General features: G+C 40.9%; 15 protein-coding genes. 9 read left to right on the forward strand and 6 right to left on the reverse strand.

The window, feature by feature from the left end; genetic code table 11:
• The first annotated feature begins 138 nt into the window (after positions 1-138).
• The 4 genes from polA (at position 139) to KPY62_RS06125 (ending at position 5,489) form a co-directional block, all read left to right on the forward strand.
• Positions 139-3,123 (forward strand): DNA polymerase I, encoded by a 2,985-nt coding sequence (gene polA / locus KPY62_RS06110; RefSeq protein WP_216583173.1) that lies wholly within the window; start codon positions 139-141, stop codon positions 3,121-3,123.
• A 452-nt stretch (positions 3,124-3,575) separates the two neighbouring features.
• The gene (locus tag KPY62_RS06115) at positions 3,576-4,364 is read left to right on the forward strand and encodes an SDR family NAD(P)-dependent oxidoreductase (protein ID WP_216581231.1); all 789 of its coding nucleotides are present in this window, start codon (positions 3,576-3,578) and stop codon (positions 4,362-4,364) included.
• 239 nt (positions 4,365-4,603) lie between these two features.
• A complete protein-coding gene (locus KPY62_RS06120; protein ID WP_216581232.1) occupies positions 4,604-4,945 on the forward strand; it encodes a hypothetical protein in 342 nt (113 codons plus the stop codon).
• A 256-nt stretch (positions 4,946-5,201) separates the two neighbouring features.
• Positions 5,202-5,489, forward strand: coding sequence for a hypothetical protein (locus KPY62_RS06125; protein ID WP_216581233.1), 288 nt, complete (start codon positions 5,202-5,204; stop codon positions 5,487-5,489).
• Here KPY62_RS06125 and hemH read toward each other — a convergent pair.
• A complete protein-coding gene (gene hemH / locus KPY62_RS06130; protein WP_216581234.1) occupies positions 5,486-6,505 on the reverse strand; it encodes a ferrochelatase in 1,020 nt (339 codons plus the stop codon). The genes KPY62_RS06125 and hemH overlap by 4 nt on opposite strands.
• Before the next feature lie 409 nt (positions 6,506-6,914).
• Here hemH and metX point away from each other — a divergent pair, with 409 nt between their 5' ends.
• The 3 genes from metX (at position 6,915) to KPY62_RS06145 (ending at position 9,808) form a co-directional block, all read left to right on the forward strand.
• Positions 6,915-8,201 (forward strand): homoserine O-acetyltransferase MetX, encoded by a 1,287-nt coding sequence (metX, locus tag KPY62_RS06135; RefSeq protein ID WP_216583175.1) that lies wholly within the window; start codon positions 6,915-6,917, stop codon positions 8,199-8,201.
• Positions 8,198-8,812, forward strand: coding sequence for a methionine biosynthesis protein MetW (metW, locus tag KPY62_RS06140; RefSeq protein WP_216581235.1), 615 nt, complete (start codon positions 8,198-8,200; stop codon positions 8,810-8,812). Before metX ends, metW begins: the two co-directional genes overlap by 4 nt.
• Positions 8,813-9,226: 414 nt before the next feature.
• Positions 9,227-9,808: a tetratricopeptide repeat protein gene (locus KPY62_RS06145; RefSeq protein WP_216581236.1), complete on the forward strand. Its 582-nt coding sequence runs from the start codon at positions 9,227-9,229 to the stop codon at positions 9,806-9,808.
• 202 nt (positions 9,809-10,010) lie between these two features.
• Here the strand turns inward: KPY62_RS06145 and KPY62_RS06150 are convergent, their stop codons facing one another.
• On the reverse strand, positions 10,011-10,505 hold the full coding sequence (locus tag KPY62_RS06150) for a hypothetical protein (RefSeq protein WP_216581237.1): 495 nt from the start codon (positions 10,503-10,505) through the stop codon (positions 10,011-10,013).
• 549 nt (positions 10,506-11,054) lie between these two features.
• Here KPY62_RS06150 and KPY62_RS06155 point away from each other — a divergent pair.
• Positions 11,055-12,131: a rhodanese-related sulfurtransferase gene (locus KPY62_RS06155; protein WP_216581238.1), complete on the forward strand. Its 1,077-nt coding sequence runs from the start codon at positions 11,055-11,057 to the stop codon at positions 12,129-12,131.
• 93 nt (positions 12,132-12,224) lie between these two features.
• On the opposite strand, the gene uraH is transcribed toward KPY62_RS06155, so the two are convergent.
• Together uraH and serA are read right to left on the reverse strand one after the other, a co-directional pair.
• A complete protein-coding gene (gene uraH, locus KPY62_RS06160; protein WP_216581239.1) occupies positions 12,225-12,653 on the reverse strand; it encodes a hydroxyisourate hydrolase in 429 nt (142 codons plus the stop codon).
• Between the two features lie 499 nt (positions 12,654-13,152).
• A complete protein-coding gene (gene serA / locus KPY62_RS06165; RefSeq protein ID WP_216581240.1) occupies positions 13,153-14,379 on the reverse strand; it encodes a phosphoglycerate dehydrogenase in 1,227 nt (408 codons plus the stop codon).
• A gap of 400 nt (positions 14,380-14,779) precedes the next feature.
• Here serA and KPY62_RS06170 point away from each other — a divergent pair, with 400 nt between their 5' ends.
• On the forward strand, positions 14,780-16,219 hold the full coding sequence (locus KPY62_RS06170) for an FAD-binding oxidoreductase (protein ID WP_216583176.1): 1,440 nt from the start codon (positions 14,780-14,782) through the stop codon (positions 16,217-16,219).
• 98 nt (positions 16,220-16,317) lie between these two features.
• Here KPY62_RS06170 and KPY62_RS06175 read toward each other — a convergent pair whose 3' ends face one another.
• Entirely contained in the window at positions 16,318-16,947 is a 630-nt protein-coding gene (locus KPY62_RS06175) for a BLUF domain-containing protein (protein WP_216581241.1), read from the reverse strand.
• A 537-nt stretch (positions 16,948-17,484) separates the two neighbouring features.
• Positions 17,485-18,114: a BLUF domain-containing protein gene (locus KPY62_RS06180; RefSeq protein ID WP_216581242.1), complete on the reverse strand. Its 630-nt coding sequence runs from the start codon at positions 18,112-18,114 to the stop codon at positions 17,485-17,487.
• Positions 18,115-18,159: the final 45 nt, after the last annotated feature.

The following is an 18,159-nucleotide window of genomic DNA, read 5'->3' on the forward strand; positions in this document are numbered from 1 at the left end:
ATAGACACATCGTAACTATTGAGAAGTTCGGCAACTACTGATTTTATGGTTATAATAGAGACATCTTTTTATCTGATACTTAATCTATCTGATACCTAATAATAAGTGACCTTTATGACTGAGCACACGACTGACAAAATGGACGACCGCAACCACAACTCACATCAAGCGCTCGATCCTAAAGCCTTGCCAAACTTTGATAGTATGCCCAATGTAGCGACTATGTCTACTAGTCACGTGGATAAAAATCAACCGCCTTTTATCTTAGTAGATGGCTCTTATTATCTGTTTCGTACTTATCATGCCTTGCCAAAAACTATGCAAACCTCGCAAGGACTGATCACTAATGCGATCCGTGGCACCCTTAATGCCCTGCTAAAGCTGATGCGCCGTTATCACCCGACCCATATGGCGGTCTGCTTCGATACTAAGTCGCCGACTTTTCGCCATCATATGTCTGCTGATTACAAGGCTGCTCGTCCCCCCATCGATATAGAGTTAGTAGAACAGATTCCTTATATCCATCGTTTAGTGACGGCATTAGGCTTGCCGCTGTTACGCATTGAAGGCGCAGAAGCTGACGATATCATCGGTACTCTTGCTCATCGTGCGGTGCAACAAGGTCATCATGTGGTGATCTCTACTGGCGACAAAGATATGATGCAATTGGTCAATGACTGCGTCATATTGGAAGACAGCTTTACAGGTAAAGTGACCGACACCCAAGCGGTCATCGAAAAATTCGGTATCAAGCCTAGTCAAATGATTGATTTTTTAACCTTAATGGGTGATGCCTCTGATGGTATTAAAGGCGTCCCTGGCATCGGTAAAAAGACTGCCAAAGATTTACTAGTTGAATATGGTAATATTGACAATATGTTAAAGCATATTGGTTTTATCAAAGGTCGCGGTGCAAAAGGTTTGATTGAGAACGCCGATGATATTCCTTTCAATGCAAAACTGGCTACTATCGTCACTGACTTAGATATTGGTCAAGACTGGAACGATTTAAAGATAAATACTGACCCTTCAGCTCATATCGATGAATTACGTGAGCTCTACCATGAGCTTGAGTTTAGAAACGAGCTAGCCTCTCTCGATCATCCAAACCATCCCGCCAACGCTAATGAGCATGGCTCGCAAAGTGTAGCAGACAGTCAAGCCAACGCTGAATCACAAGCGCAAGTTGCCAAAGCAATGCAATCGATACAGATTGATAATGTTAAAAACAGTGGTAGCCAAGATAAAGCTTGGCATACTATTTTAGACATGCCAGCTTTTGACAGCTTAGTAGCACAATTAGAAGCTGCACCGCACTTCGTTATCGATACTGAGACTACCAGTGTCTATTGGCGTAAAGCGCAAATCGTTGGCTTATCTTTTGCCATGCGAGCGCATGAAGCCTACTATATCCCGCTCACGCATAGCTTAGAGGGTGATGAATTAATAGCAAAACAGCTTGATCGTGATACAGTATTAGCCCGCCTAAAACCTATCTTAGAAAACGCTAACATTGGCAAAATTGGTCAGCATCTCAAGTATGACGCCCATATTTTAAGTCATTACGATATAGACTTAGTTGGCGAGATTCATCAAAGCAGTCATAAAGGTAGTGATAAAAACAACTGGGCAATGGACACTATGCTCGCCAGCTACGTCATCAATGCGGCGATTACTCGTCATGGTATGGATGACTTAGCCCGCTACTACCTACAGACTCAGACTATCAGTTATGAAGATGTAGCCGGCAAAGGTGCTAAGCAAGTAACCTTTGATCAAGTCGCTATCGATATAGCTAGTGATTATGCTTGTGAAGATGCTGATATTACTTACCAGCTATTTGAGGTGTTTAGTAACAAGTTAGCCGATGACGCTAACAATACTAAACTACTGCATGAGTTAGAAATTCCAACTGCTGAGATCCTTTGCCAAATGGAAGCTGAAGGTATATTGATTAAGCGTCCTTTCTTAAATGAGCTCTCAAAGCGCTTTGATGAACAAATTATCGCTTTAGAGGCGCAAGCTTACCAAGTGGCTGATGCAGAGTTTAACTTAGGCTCACCTAAGCAGCTCGGCGAGATGTTGTTTGATAAGCTTGGCGTTAGTGGTGGTAAGAAGACTAAGTCAGGTCAGTACTCTACTGGCGAAGCCGTATTATCTAAAATTGACCACCCCCTAGTCGATATTGTGTTGGAGTATCGCAGTCTATCGAAGCTAAAAAGCACTTATACCGATGCCCTCGATGCGGTTGCCGATAGCGAGACTGATCGCGTACATACTAGCTATCATCAAGCATTGACTAGTACGGGTAGACTGTCATCTACTGATCCCAATCTACAGAATATTCCTATTCGTACCGCAACTGGCCGCCTTATTCGCCAAGCCTTTATTGCACCCGAAGGCCGCGTCATATTGGCAGCGGATTACTCACAAATTGAGCTGCGCCTGATGGCTCATTTCTCCGGCGATGAGAATTTAACTCGTGCCTTTAATGAAGGTTTGGATATTCATACAGCTACTGCCGCTGAAGTATTAGGCAAAGCGATTGATGAGGTCACTGCTACTGAACGCCGCAATGCTAAGGCCATTAACTTTGGCCTACTGTATGGTATGAGTGCCTTTGGCCTCGCCAAGCAATTACAAATGAGCCGCGGTGAGGCGCAAGACTATATCGATATGTATTTCAACCGTTATCCTAGTATCAAAAAATATATGATAGATACCCGGGCTAGCGCTCATGAGCTAGGCTATATCGAAACTATATTAGGCCGCAAACTATACACCCCTGATATCCATCATAGTAACCGTATGGTTAAGCAAGGTGCCGAACGTGCCGCTATCAATGCCCCGTTACAAGGCTCAGCGGCTGATCTAATCAAGCTGGCGATGATTGCGGTAGATAAAGTATTACCTAAAGCCAATGCTAAGATGTTATTACAAGTACACGATGAGCTAGTGTTCGAAGTCGATGCTGATAAAGCTGATGAGATCAGCCAGCTAGTCAAAGATGCGATGCAAGAAGTGCTGGCAGTAACGGCGAAGGATAAGGGCTGGGATGTTGATTTTGCCGTGCCTCTATTGGTTGAGACTGATATTGGCGCTAATTGGGATGAGGCGCATTAAAGATAGCCATAGCTAAAATAGACCTGTCAGCATAAAAACTGCTCATTCTATAAGTGGTTATACTGACTATAAGTAAAAGCCATCGTTATAATATATCGTCTTTAAGTTTTTTTATTAGCAATATTATTTAGCCATTAAAGTGAGTCTTCGGATTCACTTTTTTATTAGTTATTTTTATTGGTTAGACATCAAAAGCTAACGGTTTTTATTGAAAATAGCATTATAGCTGTGTTATTTATAGCTTTGTTATTTATAGAGTGTCAGAACAAAACAGCTAGTTAACTGTAGGTGTATTAGCCAGCTACTATTATTGCTACTACTGTAACTGCGTTAATAGTAAGCAATATTTGCTTACTTATATCCCCTAATACGTAGCTATATAGGTATGATAATTTGCTATGCTGAAGGCAACCCCCTAATACTATTCAATCTTCAATAATAAGTAGAGAATTATGAATATACTAATAACAGGTGCATCACGTGGTATCGGGTTAGCGACCGCTAAACGTCTAGCTGCCAAAGGCCATAGCGTTGGCTTATTCGATATTGATACCGCTGAGCTTGAGCGTGCAGTTACCGATAAAGCCTTTAAAAAAGCCCTAAAAGCTAAGCGCATTGTACAGGGTCATCTCGATGTGACTGATCCCGAGTCTTGGGATACGGCTATCGAGCATATGGTTGATAATCTTGGCGGTATAGATACGCTGATTAATAACGCTGGCGTGCTAGTTAGCGGTACCTTGCCAAGCACTAATTTGGATAAACAGCTGTCATTAATCGATATTAACTGTAAAGGAGTATTGATCGGCTGTCATAAACTAGCGCCACATTTAGCCGATAGCAAACAAGGTAAGATCATCAATCTATCTTCGGCTTCTGCTATCTATGGTCAGTCTGAAGTTGCCCCTTATGCCGCCAGTAAGTTCTTTGTGCGCGGTCTCACTGAAGGGCTAAATATTGAATATGCTGAGCTGGGTATCAAGGTGATCGATGTGATGCCTTTATGGGTTAAGTCTGATATGACTAAAGACATTAGCGTGACTAGTATCGATCGTCTAGGCATTAACTTAACTGTAGAAGATGTGGCAAAAAAGCTGGCTAAACTGAGTACTTGTGCGAATCGCAAACTGAAAGCTACCCATTACCCTATCGGCTTGCCAGCTAAGCTATTACAAAAGGCCTCACAAGTGGCACCAGACCCAATCATGCGCTTTGTTAACAGTAGAATCGGTACTAAGTAAGTCTTTAGCTTACAATAAATTTATATTAAACAGGCGGCTATCAAACATTGGTAGCCGTTTTTCTTTTTAAAATTATGATTAAAAATAATAGCTACCTTACATTTTTTGCACATCTTTTCACAGCTTACTACTAGCAGTGACTGTTTTTACGTTGCACACTAGCAAACAAGTTATTACCACTATGAAAAAACTGCTAACAATAGGCTATAAAAAATCAGCTGACTAATAAGGAATTACTTATGGATAACTCAAAGCAACCTCTTCCTGATGAGATGAGTGAAATCGCCAGTCACAAAAGTAGCGATATGGATCGTGATGATCAACTAGTCGATTTAGACGATAACATGCTGCATACTATTGATAATGACGAAATGATTGATGACAGTACTGGTTTTGATAACACGCAAGCTGGTAGTGGTGCTACTCAAGGCCTGACTCCAATGCATCGACAGAATATTGACGAATCCACTATTGATAACTTATTAGTACAAGATAGTTTGGACGACAGTGACTATCCTGATATTATCGATATCGCTGATAGAGAGGCCGCACAACGTAGCAACGATGATAGTGATTTGTAATTGCTAAAATGACACTAACTTAATTTTGCTGCTATTGCTATTATTAAAATAGCTACTGTTATTGTTATTAAAAATAAAGCACGCCCCATATGATTGAGCGTGCTTTTTTATGCCGTAGCGCATTTATAGCTTAAATGGCTTAGACCAATCAAATGATTTGGTCTAATAATGAGTAAATTATAGCGTCATTATCTTCTTCCGCTTGATATGTTTAACTTAAGTCTCATTGCTATAGTTATCAAGATAAAAGGCTTGAATGTTTACATTGTCATGGCATTTTACAAAGCAGCCTTTTTCTTCGGTATCCATCACTGCGGTAAATAAAGTAGGATTATATTTATTAAGAGGGAAGATAACTGTTAAAAGAGCAGAAAAAATGATCAAATCTAAGCTTTTTGCATTGCGCTCGTTATATTGTGGTTGCGCTGCTGTTGATCATTTCATCGATCAAAACCATTCTAATAAAGACACTTGCCAAAGCATAGATAAAAAAATACCGAACATAGTGTCCGGTATTTTAGCTAGCTTGGTTAATTTTATCTAAGCCCAGCCCTCTAAGGTGCCTGCCCAGCCTTTGACTAACGGTGCCGACATCGCTTCTAATAAGTCTATGTGCGCCTCATCGAAGTTGAGTGCAGGAATATAGTGATATTCCTCGCCGCCCGCTTCAATGAAGTTCTCACGGTTTTCAATCGCTAATTCCTCTAAAGTCTCTAGACAATCCGCTGAGAACGCTGGACTGAGAATTTGCACGGACTTCACTCCAGACTTCGCCCACTCATCCAATATCACATCAGTATAAGGTTTGACCCACTCTTGCTTACCGAAGCGTGATTGGAAGCTGATAATCCACTCATCTTCGTTTAAGCCTAGCTCATGTGCTACTTGAGCAGCCGTACATTTACAGCGTCTAGGATACGGATCACCTTTATCCATATAAGGCTGCGGAATACCATGAAAACTAAACATCAACTTTTCAGGCTTGCCATGTTTAGCTTGGAAGCGACGAATACTATCTGCTAAAGCCTTGATATAAAGAGGATGGGCAAAATAGTCTTTAACGATAGTGATATTAGGCAAATTACGCTGCTTAAGTGTCCACTTAGTTATTGCATCATAGACTGCACCTGTTGAAGTTGCTGAATACTGTGGAAACATTGGTAGCATCACAAAGTGATCCACACCTTCGCTACGCAATTTATCCATGACTTCAGGTAGACCAGGGTTACCATAGCTCATCGCCGAATGTACAGACACTCGAAACGGAGCGGCATCTTTAACCAACCGCGGCTCTAACAGTGCCACTTGCTCATTTAATATTTTACGCATTGGCGAATCACCATCCCAAATACTGGCATAAGCAGCGGCTACGCGCTTGGGACGGCTAGGCAATACAAACAGATTTAGGATAATCGCCCATAAAAACTTTGGTAATTCAATCACGCGAGTATCTGACAAAAACTGACGCAAATAACGCCTTACAGCTGGCGCAGTGGGCTCATCAGGGGTACCAAGATTGATCAATAAGACGGCAATACGTGGAGGCAATTGAGGTTTCATAAAGGCACATTTTATTAGAGGTAAAGGATTAACAATAAAAAAACTATCTTGATAAATTATAGTAGAAAACAGTCTAAGATAATGGTAATTAGTGTAGCATTTTATCGCTGGCAGCCGCAGGGTAAAAGCCAATAATTAACTATTAAAATATCCTGATAAATAAACAGTTAACGCAGAGGTTGTACTCATTAGCGCATCGCCATACAATAGGCGAACCATCTTTTTTTAGTGCTTTACTTTTCTTTTATTGATAACTGTCGTCTGCGAGGTAGCTTTGAGAGCACGTCCCGATCCTTCTAGTGAGTTTACAGCCACTGAACGCTCTACCCCTAATAATGCCACTGGTTTATCAAATTCGGCACAATCAGCTGATTTAAATGATCCGCTTGAATCGGCTGGCTCAGTTGGCATTGTCACACCTCAGAATCTACATTTCGCTGAACCACTGACCTTAGAGTGCAATCGCACCTTACCGGCGTTCGATTTAGTGTTCGAAACTTATGGCACCCTAAATAATGACCAGTCAAATGCGATCTTGATCTGTCATGCGTTATCAGGCAATCATCATGCTGCAGGCTTCCATAGTGAAGCTGACACTAAGGCTGGCTGGTGGGACAATATGATTGGCCCTAACAAAGCAATAGACACTAATAAATTCTATGTAGTCAGCGTCAATAACATCGGCAGTTGCTTTGGCTCTACTGGTCCTATCACTATCAACCCTGACAGCATTGATTCAATAAATAGCGAGCCACAAGTATATGGGCCTGACTTTCCTTTAATTACTATCAAGGACTGGGTCAAAACCCAAGCTATGCTCTCAGACCGTCTAGGTATTGAAGTTTGGCACGCGATCGTCGGTGGCTCTATGGGCGGTATGCAAGCGCTGCAATGGTCAGTTGATTATCCCGAGCGCCTAAAACGCTGCGTAGTGATTGCTTGCACCCCGAAACTATCGGCACAGAATATTGGCTTTAATGAAGTCGCTCGTCAATCAATCCTATCAGATCCTGACTTTAAACAAGGACGCTACTTGCAAGCTGGTACTTATCCTCGTCGTGGCCTTATTCTAGCAAGGATGGTTGGCCACATTACTTATCTGACTGATGATGCGATGAAAGCCAAATTCGGTCGTGACCTCAAGTCCGGCAAATTCATGTATGGCTATGATGTCGAGTTTCAGGTTGAGAGCTACTTGCGTTATCAAGGCGAGCGCTTTAGTGAAAACTTCGATGCCAATACTTATCTGCTGATGACTAAAGCTTTAGATTACTTCGACCCGACTCGCGGACTAGTCACCAAATCATCAGCGCCAGCCGAAGACTCTTTAGCAGCTGCTAGTAATAGTGGCAATGAGATAACGCGAGCAAATGAAGCGAGCTTGCAGAACCCTGATATTCATCATGAACACAACGATCTAAAAGCGGCGTTTGCTCATACTAAATGTCAGTATCTAGTAGTGTCATTTACTACCGACTGGCGCTTTGCCCCTGAACGCTCACAAGAGATCGTTAATGCGTTAATGGCTACTGGCAAACCAGTAAGCTATATCAATATAGATGCTCCCCATGGGCATGATTCGTTCTTGTTCGATATTCCACGCTATATGGGCGCCGTTAGAGGCTTTTTGACTGCCCCCTTTATCGCAGCTAATAGTGCCGCACCAAACACCGCCCTGACAGGAGCACGCTCATGAGAATGGATCATCAGTTAGCTGAGCGCTGGATTGCTCCTCAGTCGCATGTGCTGGATTTAGGTTGCGGTAATGGTGAGCTGCTAGCACATTTGCAACACAAGCTGGGCGTTAGTGGTTACGGATTAGAGATCGACGAAGATAAGATCAATGAAGCAATTGCTAATGGACTGTCAATCGTCGAGCAAGACCTTAACGATGGTTTGGGACGTTTTGCTGATAACAGCTTCGACACTGTAGTGATGGCACGAGCGCTACAAGCGGTCAAAGCCCCAGATGAATTACTGCTCGATATGTTACGAGTGGGGCGCGAAGCCATCATCACCTTTCCTAATTTTGCTCACTGGCAAAACCGTCTCCATCTTGGTCTCAAAGGCATGATGCCTGTATCGGAGGCGCTACCTTATGAGTGGTACGACACCCCCAATATACATCTATGCACCTTTAAAGACTTTGAGAAACTTTGTGCGCAACAGGGTATTGATATCATTAACCGCTTTGCGGTTAGCGATTCAGATAGAGGTCATTCGCCTTTGATGACCACATTAATCCGCCAAGCGCCTAACTTGCTCGCTGACGTTGCTATCTATCGAGTTACTAAACGTCATAATTGATAGCGTATCTAACTCAACTCTCTTGGCAAGCATTTATAACCAGACTGTAAGTACTTTCTAACTGCTGTATAATTATTTTGTAACTTTTAAAAATATCAGTCCTTATTTTATAACTTAATAACTTCATGATTTTATTGATAACTATTTAATAAAAACTACAGTTGAACCACGTAATTAGTATTTGAGTTTCGTAACGTTGGGTGTTAAGCTAGTTAAATCTTGTCAATAGCACCTTTTTTGCTATTACTTATCTCTTTTATGGCTAGCAATTTTTAGTAAGTTTTTAGAGCTGCTAAGACTAGTCGAATCATAAATAGGCAAGTTTATATTGCAAACTATAACTAGTTATCATCGTATTACTTTTACGATATAGCTTTATTTTTTGCCTATTAATTACCTACTTTTGGAGCCGCTATGAAACTATTGAAAGCTGCCTTATTTACTGCCCTTTTCTCTTGTGCTGGTTTCGCTAATGCTGACTTAGTCTCAAACGTACCTCTTGATACTTCACGCTTTGAGTTAATGAGTGTTTCTGATCTGTCAGCTCGTGCTGCTCAAGGTAGCGACCATGCTCAGTTTTATTTAGCCAAGCGTTTACAAAAAGGCGAAGGCATTGCACAGAATACTCAGCAAGCCATCCAATGGTATACCCGTGCAGCTCAACAAGGCGTTGCGCCTGCTCAGCTTAATCTAGCGATTATGTATTTACGTGGTGAAGGGGTAAAACCTAACTTACAACAAGCTAAAACTTGGTTAGAAAAAGCAGCTATGAGCGGCGACAACCGTGCTAGCTATACTCTTGCCTTGTTAGACGAAAAGCAAAAGAACTTAGTTGATGCCTATAAATGGTATGACTTAGCGGCTCGTGATGGTATGTTAGACGAAAAAGTACGTAATAAAGCTCGTGGCAAAATTGGCCAATTAGCATTGAACTTATCGTCTTCAGATATCGCTAGTGCTCGTAGCAAAGCCGATCGTTGGTTTCAAAGCAAATAAATAATTAGTAATTTTAGCCATAAAAAAACTCAGCTTACTTGCTGGGTTTTTTGTGCTTGTAAGTTAGTTATTTTAGTAGTTTAATGGGCTGTAACAAAAGCCAGTTTCAGCTGCCATTAGCTAATAAACCAACCATTTTTTGTTGTTACTCAAGCATTTATTAGACAGTAATTACTAGTAAAAGTAATCACTGTTTATGTCCCTACCCGAGTAGCTGCGTCTCTAAACCCCATGCCACAACTACTGCATAAATAACGTGAGCAACCAAGGCCACCCAAGCAACTTCTGCAAAACCGAGAAATGATGGCAATCCAGTAAGTAGATGGGCTACAACGTACAATGCAAACACCCAGAGCACAATACCGTAGAGCACAGCTGCAACTGACCAATGCAGCGAGGGCAGGATCGCTTTCCAAATGGGCCGCACCACAATCATCCACCCTATTGGATAAAGCATCAAGCCGGTGATGTAATGCAGCAGTTCTGGGATACCTGTCGGAGCTGAACCAAACAAAGTCTCAATCATAGAGGTGGGGAGCTTGACTGGCGAGAGCTGGGCAAAACCAAGAATAGGTGCTATCGATAGACCAAAAAAATCAAAGGCTACTGTGGCGAGTGCGCCTGCGAAAAAAGCCTTTTTAATAAACGAAAACTTAGGCTTGGAGACGCTTTTCGTTACAGCTTGGTTATAGGTCATAGTTTTTCTCTTTTGAGGATAAACTCAGCCTTACACAAATGACCAATCTCTGTCTGTATTCAATAGCTAAAAAGCCTTGCAGAAGATATAAAGAAATTACAGTAGAATGAGCTAGCTAAGGGATTAGGAGTTATCAAGATGCTATTCAATATACACTTGTTGTTATAGCCGCCTGTTTATAGTTTGTAAATATAAAACTGCCTATATACCAAGGCTTACGCCAAAAATCTATGTAGTTATATTTTATAACTCATTAGTTAATTTTAATTATATCAGCAACTTAAATTCCGTATTAGCGAGTGATGTTTAATGGCTAGAGCTAATAGTTTATGAGCTAAAGCCTTTACACTGTTGATATACTTGCTAATAGAAAAGGCCATTCGCTATTTAAAACTATAAGCACAACCCTCTGCAAAAATAAGTAAAACTTGCTACAATACGCTCGCATTTACTAATTCCACAATCTGGTAGATGTTATTCACTTTGCCAATCAAAACTTTTAAATAAATCATTGCACTAAGTTTACGACTTAGCTAGCAGGAGAAATAAATGAGCAGCACCGAACTAAGCAGTATTACGGAGCAAACTGATCCTAAAGCATCAAACCATGCCAGCGTTTACGATAGTAAAATCAACAACATCGTCGTTGCAGCCCTTTACAAGTTCACTCGCTTTGCCAACTTTGAGCAATGCCGTGAGCTTATCTTAAACACCATGCTCGATAATGAAGTCAAAGGTACTTTGCTGATTGCCGCTGAAGGCATTAACGGTACGATTTCCGGTACACGTCAAGGTATAGATAAGGTGCTTGCTTACTTGCGTACTATCGAAGCCATCGGTAGCTTTACCTTTAAAGAGTCTTATGCGAGCGAGCAGCCTTTTTATCGTACTAAAGTGAAGCTCAAAAAAGAAATCGTCACTATGGGTGTTGAGGATATTGATCCGCTACAGTCAGTAGGCCGCTATGTAAAGCCAAGCGACTGGAATGCGCTAATATCTGATCCCGACGTTATCTTAATCGATACTCGTAATGATTATGAAGTACAAATCGGCACTTTTAAGAATGCCGTCAACCCTAATACTGAGACTTTCCGCGAGTTCCCCGACTACGTCGCCAAGGAGCTAGATCCTAGCAAACACAAAAAAGTAGCGATGTTCTGTACTGGTGGTATCCGATGTGAAAAATCTACTGCCTACATGCGTCAACAAGGCTTTGATGAGGTTTATCACTTAGAAGGTGGTATCCTAAAATACTTAGAAGAAGTACCACAACAAGAGTCAATGTGGCAAGGCGACTGCTTTGTTTTTGATAACCGAGTATCAGTCAATCATAACTTAGAAAAGGGTGACTATGAGCAGTGCTTTGCTTGTCGTATGCCTATTACCCAAATAGAGATGCAGAGCAGCGCTTATATCAAAGGCGAGTCTTGCCCTCATTGTATTGGCAAAGCTACTGAGGAACAAAAAGCGCGCTTTCGTGAGCGTGAGCATCAGATGCAATTGGCGCAAAAGCGTGGCGAAGCACATATCGGCAGCGATGTGATTGAGGTTATAGAGAAGCGTAAAGCGGCTAAAACTGAGTTGCGTCGTCAAGCTGATGCGGCCAATAAAGCTAAGGCAAAATAAGCTTAATAGCTAACGTAAAAATATAAAAAAAGAGATGATCCTTAATAGGCCATCTCTTTTTTTATGCACTAACTATGCTAATCAGGTTACGATTTAGCTACCACGATAGGTGCTGTAGCCGTATGGAGATAAAGTAATTGGCACATGGTAGTGATTATTACCTTTGATATTGAAGTTAACTTCGATATAAGGATAGAAAGTTTCTAGACCTTGGTTATAAAAGTATGGAGTAGTCTCAAAAATCAATTTGTAAATACCATCGTTATCGATTTCGCCTTCGTTCGGTAAGAAATTACTGATACGGCCGTTCTCACCAGTCTTTTCAGTATTTATTAATTTCCAGCTACCGTTAGCTTGTTGCATCATCAATTTTACATTAACATTTGGCGCAGGTTTACCAGTACTGATATCTAAGATATGGCTTGATAACTGATAAGCATCTTGATCCGCAGCATAGCTAGCCGTTGCAGTCATGGCTAATACGCCACCGAGTGCGGCTGCTTTCATTATGTTCATTTTCATAAAGCTTCCTTTAATCATTGATTAGGTTATTAAAATTGTTGATAGTAAAGTTAAGAAAATAACTCTATAAGACTTTTACTATTGCTCGGTTCTTATATTGTTATGTTATAAAACCAGTACTAATGAAACCGATATTTTGCCCATAGAAAAATCGCAATGATGTTCTATAACGTCGATCAAATTAGTAATTAAATAAAAAGTGGATTAATCTGAATTTAATAGATGATCCCTACCTCAAACTAAGCTGTAAGTTCATTGATAGACCCAGCTGTGTAGTATAAGTTGTCATGCGTGCTTTATTATAAAGATTATGTTAACTTATACGATTAAATGTACACAGCATGTAGCGTTGGCAACATTAGCACTACTTAAACAACGAAAAAATAGCGGACAATTTTGAAAACTGTCCGCTATTTTTTATTAGACTAACTAAAACCACCTACAGCATTGATTAGCTGCTATTAATGAGTAGCTATAACTGTTGTTAGCGTTTCGGCTGTTAGAACAAAATACGTAGTCGAATGGTCTCTTCCACGTCTTTGAGTTGATCCAGAGCGGCATCAGAATCCTGATAATCCACATCCATCATCAAATAACCCACATCACCATCAGTCATCAAGCTTTGCGCTAAGATGTTAATATGCGCTTCAGCGAACAAGCGGTTAATCTGTGACAGTACGCCTGGTACGTTTTTATGAATATGTAGCAGACGGTGTGTGCCTTCTTTGTACGGGATTGATACTTCTGGGAAGTTGACCGCCGTTACGGTATCGCCTTGGTCGGAATAGCGAACGAATTTCTCAGCCACTTCTAAACCAATATTAGCTTGTGCTTCTTGAGTTGAGCCACCGATATGCGGAGTCAAAATCACATTATCGAACTTACGCAGTGGTGACTCAAACTCTTCATCAGCAGATTTTGGCTCTTTAGGGAATACATCAATAGCCGCACCTAGGATCTTGCCTGACTCGAGTGCCGCAGCTAAATCATCAATTTCAACACAAGTACCGCGTGCAGCATTGATAAAGTAACTACCATCTTTCATTTGCGCAAATTGCTTAGCTTTCATCATATAGCGAGTGCTTGCCACATCCGGAACATGCAGAGTGACGATATCGGCTTTACCCAACAGCTCTTCCAAGCTTCCGACTTGTTCCGCATTACCAAGGGGCAATTTAGTCACTACATCTTGATAGATAACCTTCATACCGAAGCTCTCTGCCAATACTGATAACTGCGAGCCGATAGAGCCGTAACCTACAATACCGATAGTTTTACCGCGTACTTCATGAGAGTTTTTGGCAGACTTACCCCAACCACCGCGATGAACCGTAGTGCTCTTTTCAGGAATACCACGATACAGCATAATAGCTTCAGCCAATACTAATTCAGCTACTGAACGAGTATTAGAGTAAGGAGCATTGAAGACTGGAATACCCATCTGGCGAGCGGCTTCTAAATCAACTTGGTTAGTACCAATACAGAAGCAACCAATACCAATGAGTTTTTCAGCATGCTCAAGCACTTCACGAGTTAGCTGAGTACGTGAACGAATACCTACAAAATGTGCATCTTTGATCTTCTCTATCAACTCATCTTGATCGAGTGCATGACTAAGAGACTCAATGTTTTGATAGCCAGCGTTTGTTAGTATTTTTAAGGCATTCTCGTGCACGCCTTCTAATAATAAGAAGCGGATTTTATCTTTTTGTAGTGATAGCGCCATGTGAAAGCTGTCCTATAATTGACGGATAGATAGGTTGCATGCCTGCAACGAAAAACGGTTTAATCATCTTACACAAATTCAAGCCACGATGTTAGAGGATAGGACTAAATAAATAGTTACCATTTTCTTCAATGATATTATCTATCCCTATCAAGCTTGCATAGCTCTAGGCTAGTATTATGATAATATTACTATTAGTTAATGCTTACTTCGGCCACTCAACAGCCGGTTTTTAGCTTTTAGTCTTATCCTTTTATAGCCACCTACCCTATTCGAGACCGCCATGACTGTAGCACAGAACCAGCACCACCGTCCTGCTCACAAGCGCACTCATACCGCAGACCAAGCGGATACCAATGAAGCTATGTCTAGATCGTCCAAATCATCTATTCCGGACAATATGCTTGAGACCCTCGACTCTGTTAGAGCTGCCAACACTGCCGCTGTCCAAGCTATCTTAGAGGCGCTTGTCAGCAGCCATTATTTCGATGATAGTCAAATCAAAACCGATGAAGAGAGTCTAGAACATTGGGGTAAAGATTGGACTAAGCATTTTGCACCTGCGGCAGCGGCTATTGTTTTTCCCAAGAGTACTGAGCAAGTCCAAGCTATCGTGCTACTAGCTAATCAGCACAAAGTAGTGCTAACCCCTAGTGGTGGTCGCACGGGTCTATCAGCTGGTGCGGTTGCTGCCAATGGTGAGATTGTAGTCAGTATGGATAAGATGAATCATATTGGACATTTTTATCCTGCCGATAGGTTAGTAGAGATAGAAGCCGGAGTAGTCACTCAGCAATTACAGCAGTTCGCCGAATCCAAAGACTTGTACTACCCTGTTGATTTTGCTTCGGCAGGCTCTAGCCAAATGGGTGGCAATATTGGCACTAATGCTGGCGGTATTAAAGTGATTCGCTACGGCATGACTCGTCAATGGATTATGGGTCTAACGGTAGTTACTGGCAAAGGCGATATCTTACAACTGAATCGGGGTATGGTCAAAAACGCTACTGGTTATGATCTGCGCCAGCTATTTATCGGTAGTGAAGGAACTTTAGGCTTAGTCACTCATGCTCAGATTAAGCTTGAGCGTTTACCACAGGCGTTGACGGTGATGGTGTTAGGTATGGACAACTTCACTGACGTCATGAACGTGCTCTCAGCTTTTCAGGCTAAGATCGATCTGACCGCATTTGAGTTCTTTGACGATGTTGCTATTGATAAACTAATGGCCCATGGGCAAGTGCAAGAGCCGTTTGAATCACGCACTAAGTTTTATACCTTAATTGAGTTTGAAGCGCCTTATGAACCGATTATGGATAAAGCAATGGCGATATTTGAGCATTGTATGGAGCAAAGCTGGGTCGTTGATGGGGTCATGAGTCAAAGTATTGCGCAAGCAACGGAACTGTGGAAGCTACGCGAGTATATTTCTGAGACCATATCGGTGTTTACTCCTTACAAGAATGATGTCTCAGTACTTATTACTCATGTTCCTGACTTCATTAACGACATTGATCATATCGTTAGTAGTAACTACCCCGATTTTGAGGTCTGTTGGTTCGGTCATATCGGTGATGGTAATCTGCATTTGAACATTCTTAAACCTCAGAACATGAGCAAAGATGAATTCTTTGCAGAATGTCAGGTAGTCAATAAATACGTTTTTGAGACTGTGCAAAAATACGGTGGCTCAGTATCAGCCGAGCACGGCGTGGGTATGACCAAGAAGCCATATTTGCAATATAGTCGTAGTGCGCTAGAGATCGATTATCTAAAGGCAGTCAAAACAGTTTTTGATCCTAATAATATTATGAATAGAGGTAAGATCTTCGATATGTAATAGAGATTATTAGAGGTCGTTAGAAGTTACTAAAGCTTACCTTGGCTTAGCGTGGATATGAGTAAGACCCTACATTGACGTTGCTCATAAGCAAAATCTCATAGCCAGAAGAATATGCAAGCGCTTATTGTTAACAATAACAAAACACTTTGAATAACCAAAAATGCTTGATGCGGCCCAATGAAATGGCGACACATATTGCCAAAAGTATTGTCACTAACACCAGCAGTATTGACGTAGGGTTGAGTGGCAAAAACCTCAATACTCTGTAAAAAATTTCCGGTACGTTCAGCTGACCAGTTATGTGGTGTAAATGGCAAGTAGCTTGATAGGCTTGTAGCTTGCTCCTTGGTAGCTAGCGACCATAACCAACGTTCCAAAAATAATAAGCGCATGCGCCAGTCGCTAAACATGCGCTTATCAATACGCTGCACTAAGGGTATTTTAAAATCATTATGGCGTTTATCAGTAAATATCTTATGCACAAGCGCTACTATCTCTAACTTATTGCCTTCAATACACTGTAAAAATTGTCCATTACTGTAACAGAGAATACCAGTAATGCCATGTTGCTTATTATAGCCATTAGCCTGTTTTTCTATATGAGTAGTTATTGTGCTATTCAAGCGAGTTTTTAATGTTGCGTTACTGACATAGACCAGTTGAATCAAAGCAGTATCGGGTACTTGTTCTAACCGTCTTTCTATATCAATATAACCTAATGGCATAATAATTTTTCCTAAAAGATAGCTTACTATGGACAATGAGTAATGAATGGGTATATCCATATAAGGCACTATAGGTATAAAAACTACCTTCATTGGGAAAAATAGGCAAAGCATATGACTTATGAGCTGTAGCGTATCACTGTTAATGTATAATTTTATAGATGATCGACATTGCTAATATCAACAGCAGTATAAGCAGGTAAAACCTTACTTCTGACAGCTTTTTATAAATCAATGAGCTATTATAAGGATCAGTCAATTATAATATTTATTGAAGTGAATATTTATTGTAGTGTCTATGTTCTTTTAATGATAGGTTTTTATATCAATTGTTACAAAACCTTGTCTACAACTTCAGTTTCATTATTATAAAATCTCTCGCAAGCTTTAAAAACTCTTCAACACTTATTATGCTTAATGCTATAGGCTGACAAGCACTCTACTTTTTTTAGATAAAAAAATGACGCTAAGTAACCATACTTGCGTCATTTTCTAGCCTAGATACCGGTCGACTTACTACTACCAAAAAACGCCTTGTTAATAAAACAATAGTAGTAAGGCGATTAATAATAACACCGCTAAAATACCTTGAACTACTAAGAATGCTTGATGCGGAGCAGCCATGTGGCGAAACATATTGCCTAACGCATTATAAGTCATACCAGTAGCTTTTATATGCGGTGTATTCTCAAAAGCTTGCATAGTCTGTAAAAAATGTTGAGTTTGCTCAGGAGTCCAGCTACGTGGTGAAAAAGGTAAAAATGGTGATAGTTGCGTTGCCTGCTGTTTGGTAGCAGGAGACCAAAGCCAGCGCTCTAAGAACAGTAGGCGCATACGCCAGTCACTAAAGTTGCGCTTATCAATGGCTTTTACTAATAGAACTTTGGTGTTTTTATGACGTTTATCACTGAAAATGCGTTGTTGTAGTCGTAGTATCTCAGCTTTTCTACCTTCAATACATTGTAAGAATTGACCATTGCCGTAGCATAAAATACCAGTTATACCTTGCTGCTTATTATAAGTACGAGCATGGCCTTCTACCTCATTGAATACAGAAGTGTTAAAGCGTCCTTTAACAGTCAGATTGCTGGTATATACCAGTTGAATCAATGCTGACTCATTTACCTCTATTAAAGAATTAACGGTATCGACATGGAATGCAATCATATTATATGACCCTAGAAATTTTCAGGTTCAAACACATAAGAAATA

This window comes from Psychrobacter sp. TAE2020 (assembly GCF_018919485.1).
GTDB lineage: Bacteria > Pseudomonadota > Gammaproteobacteria > Pseudomonadales > Moraxellaceae > Psychrobacter.

Bases quoted from the DNA above. Each gene is read 5' to 3' on its own strand.
- polA (WP_216583173.1), top strand. From the start codon at position 139: ATGGACGACCGCAACCACAACTCACATCAAGCGCTCGATCCTAAAGCC.
- KPY62_RS06115 (WP_216581231.1), top strand. From the start codon at position 3,576: ATGAATATACTAATAACAGGTGCATCACGTGGTATCGGGTTAGCGACC.
- KPY62_RS06120 (WP_216581232.1), top strand. From the start codon at position 4,604: ATGGATAACTCAAAGCAACCTCTTCCTGATGAGATGAGTGAAATCGCC.
- KPY62_RS06125 (WP_216581233.1), top strand. From the start codon at position 5,202: ATGTTTACATTGTCATGGCATTTTACAAAGCAGCCTTTTTCTTCGGTA.
- hemH (WP_216581234.1), bottom strand. From the start codon at position 6,505: ATGAAACCTCAATTGCCTCCACGTATTGCCGTCTTATTGATCAATCTT.
- metW (WP_216581235.1), top strand. From the start codon at position 8,198: ATGAGAATGGATCATCAGTTAGCTGAGCGCTGGATTGCTCCTCAGTCG.
- KPY62_RS06145 (WP_216581236.1), top strand. From the start codon at position 9,227: ATGAAACTATTGAAAGCTGCCTTATTTACTGCCCTTTTCTCTTGTGCT.
- KPY62_RS06150 (WP_216581237.1), bottom strand. From the start codon at position 10,505: ATGACCTATAACCAAGCTGTAACGAAAAGCGTCTCCAAGCCTAAGTTT.
- KPY62_RS06155 (WP_216581238.1), top strand. From the start codon at position 11,055: ATGAGCAGCACCGAACTAAGCAGTATTACGGAGCAAACTGATCCTAAA.
- uraH (WP_216581239.1), bottom strand. From the start codon at position 12,653: ATGAAAATGAACATAATGAAAGCAGCCGCACTCGGTGGCGTATTAGCC.
- serA (WP_216581240.1), bottom strand. From the start codon at position 14,379: ATGGCGCTATCACTACAAAAAGATAAAATCCGCTTCTTATTATTAGAA.
- KPY62_RS06170 (WP_216583176.1), top strand. From the start codon at position 14,780: ATGCTTGAGACCCTCGACTCTGTTAGAGCTGCCAACACTGCCGCTGTC.
- KPY62_RS06175 (WP_216581241.1), bottom strand. From the start codon at position 16,947: ATGCCATTAGGTTATATTGATATAGAAAGACGGTTAGAACAAGTACCC.
- KPY62_RS06180 (WP_216581242.1), bottom strand. From the start codon at position 18,114: ATGATTGCATTCCATGTCGATACCGTTAATTCTTTAATAGAGGTAAAT.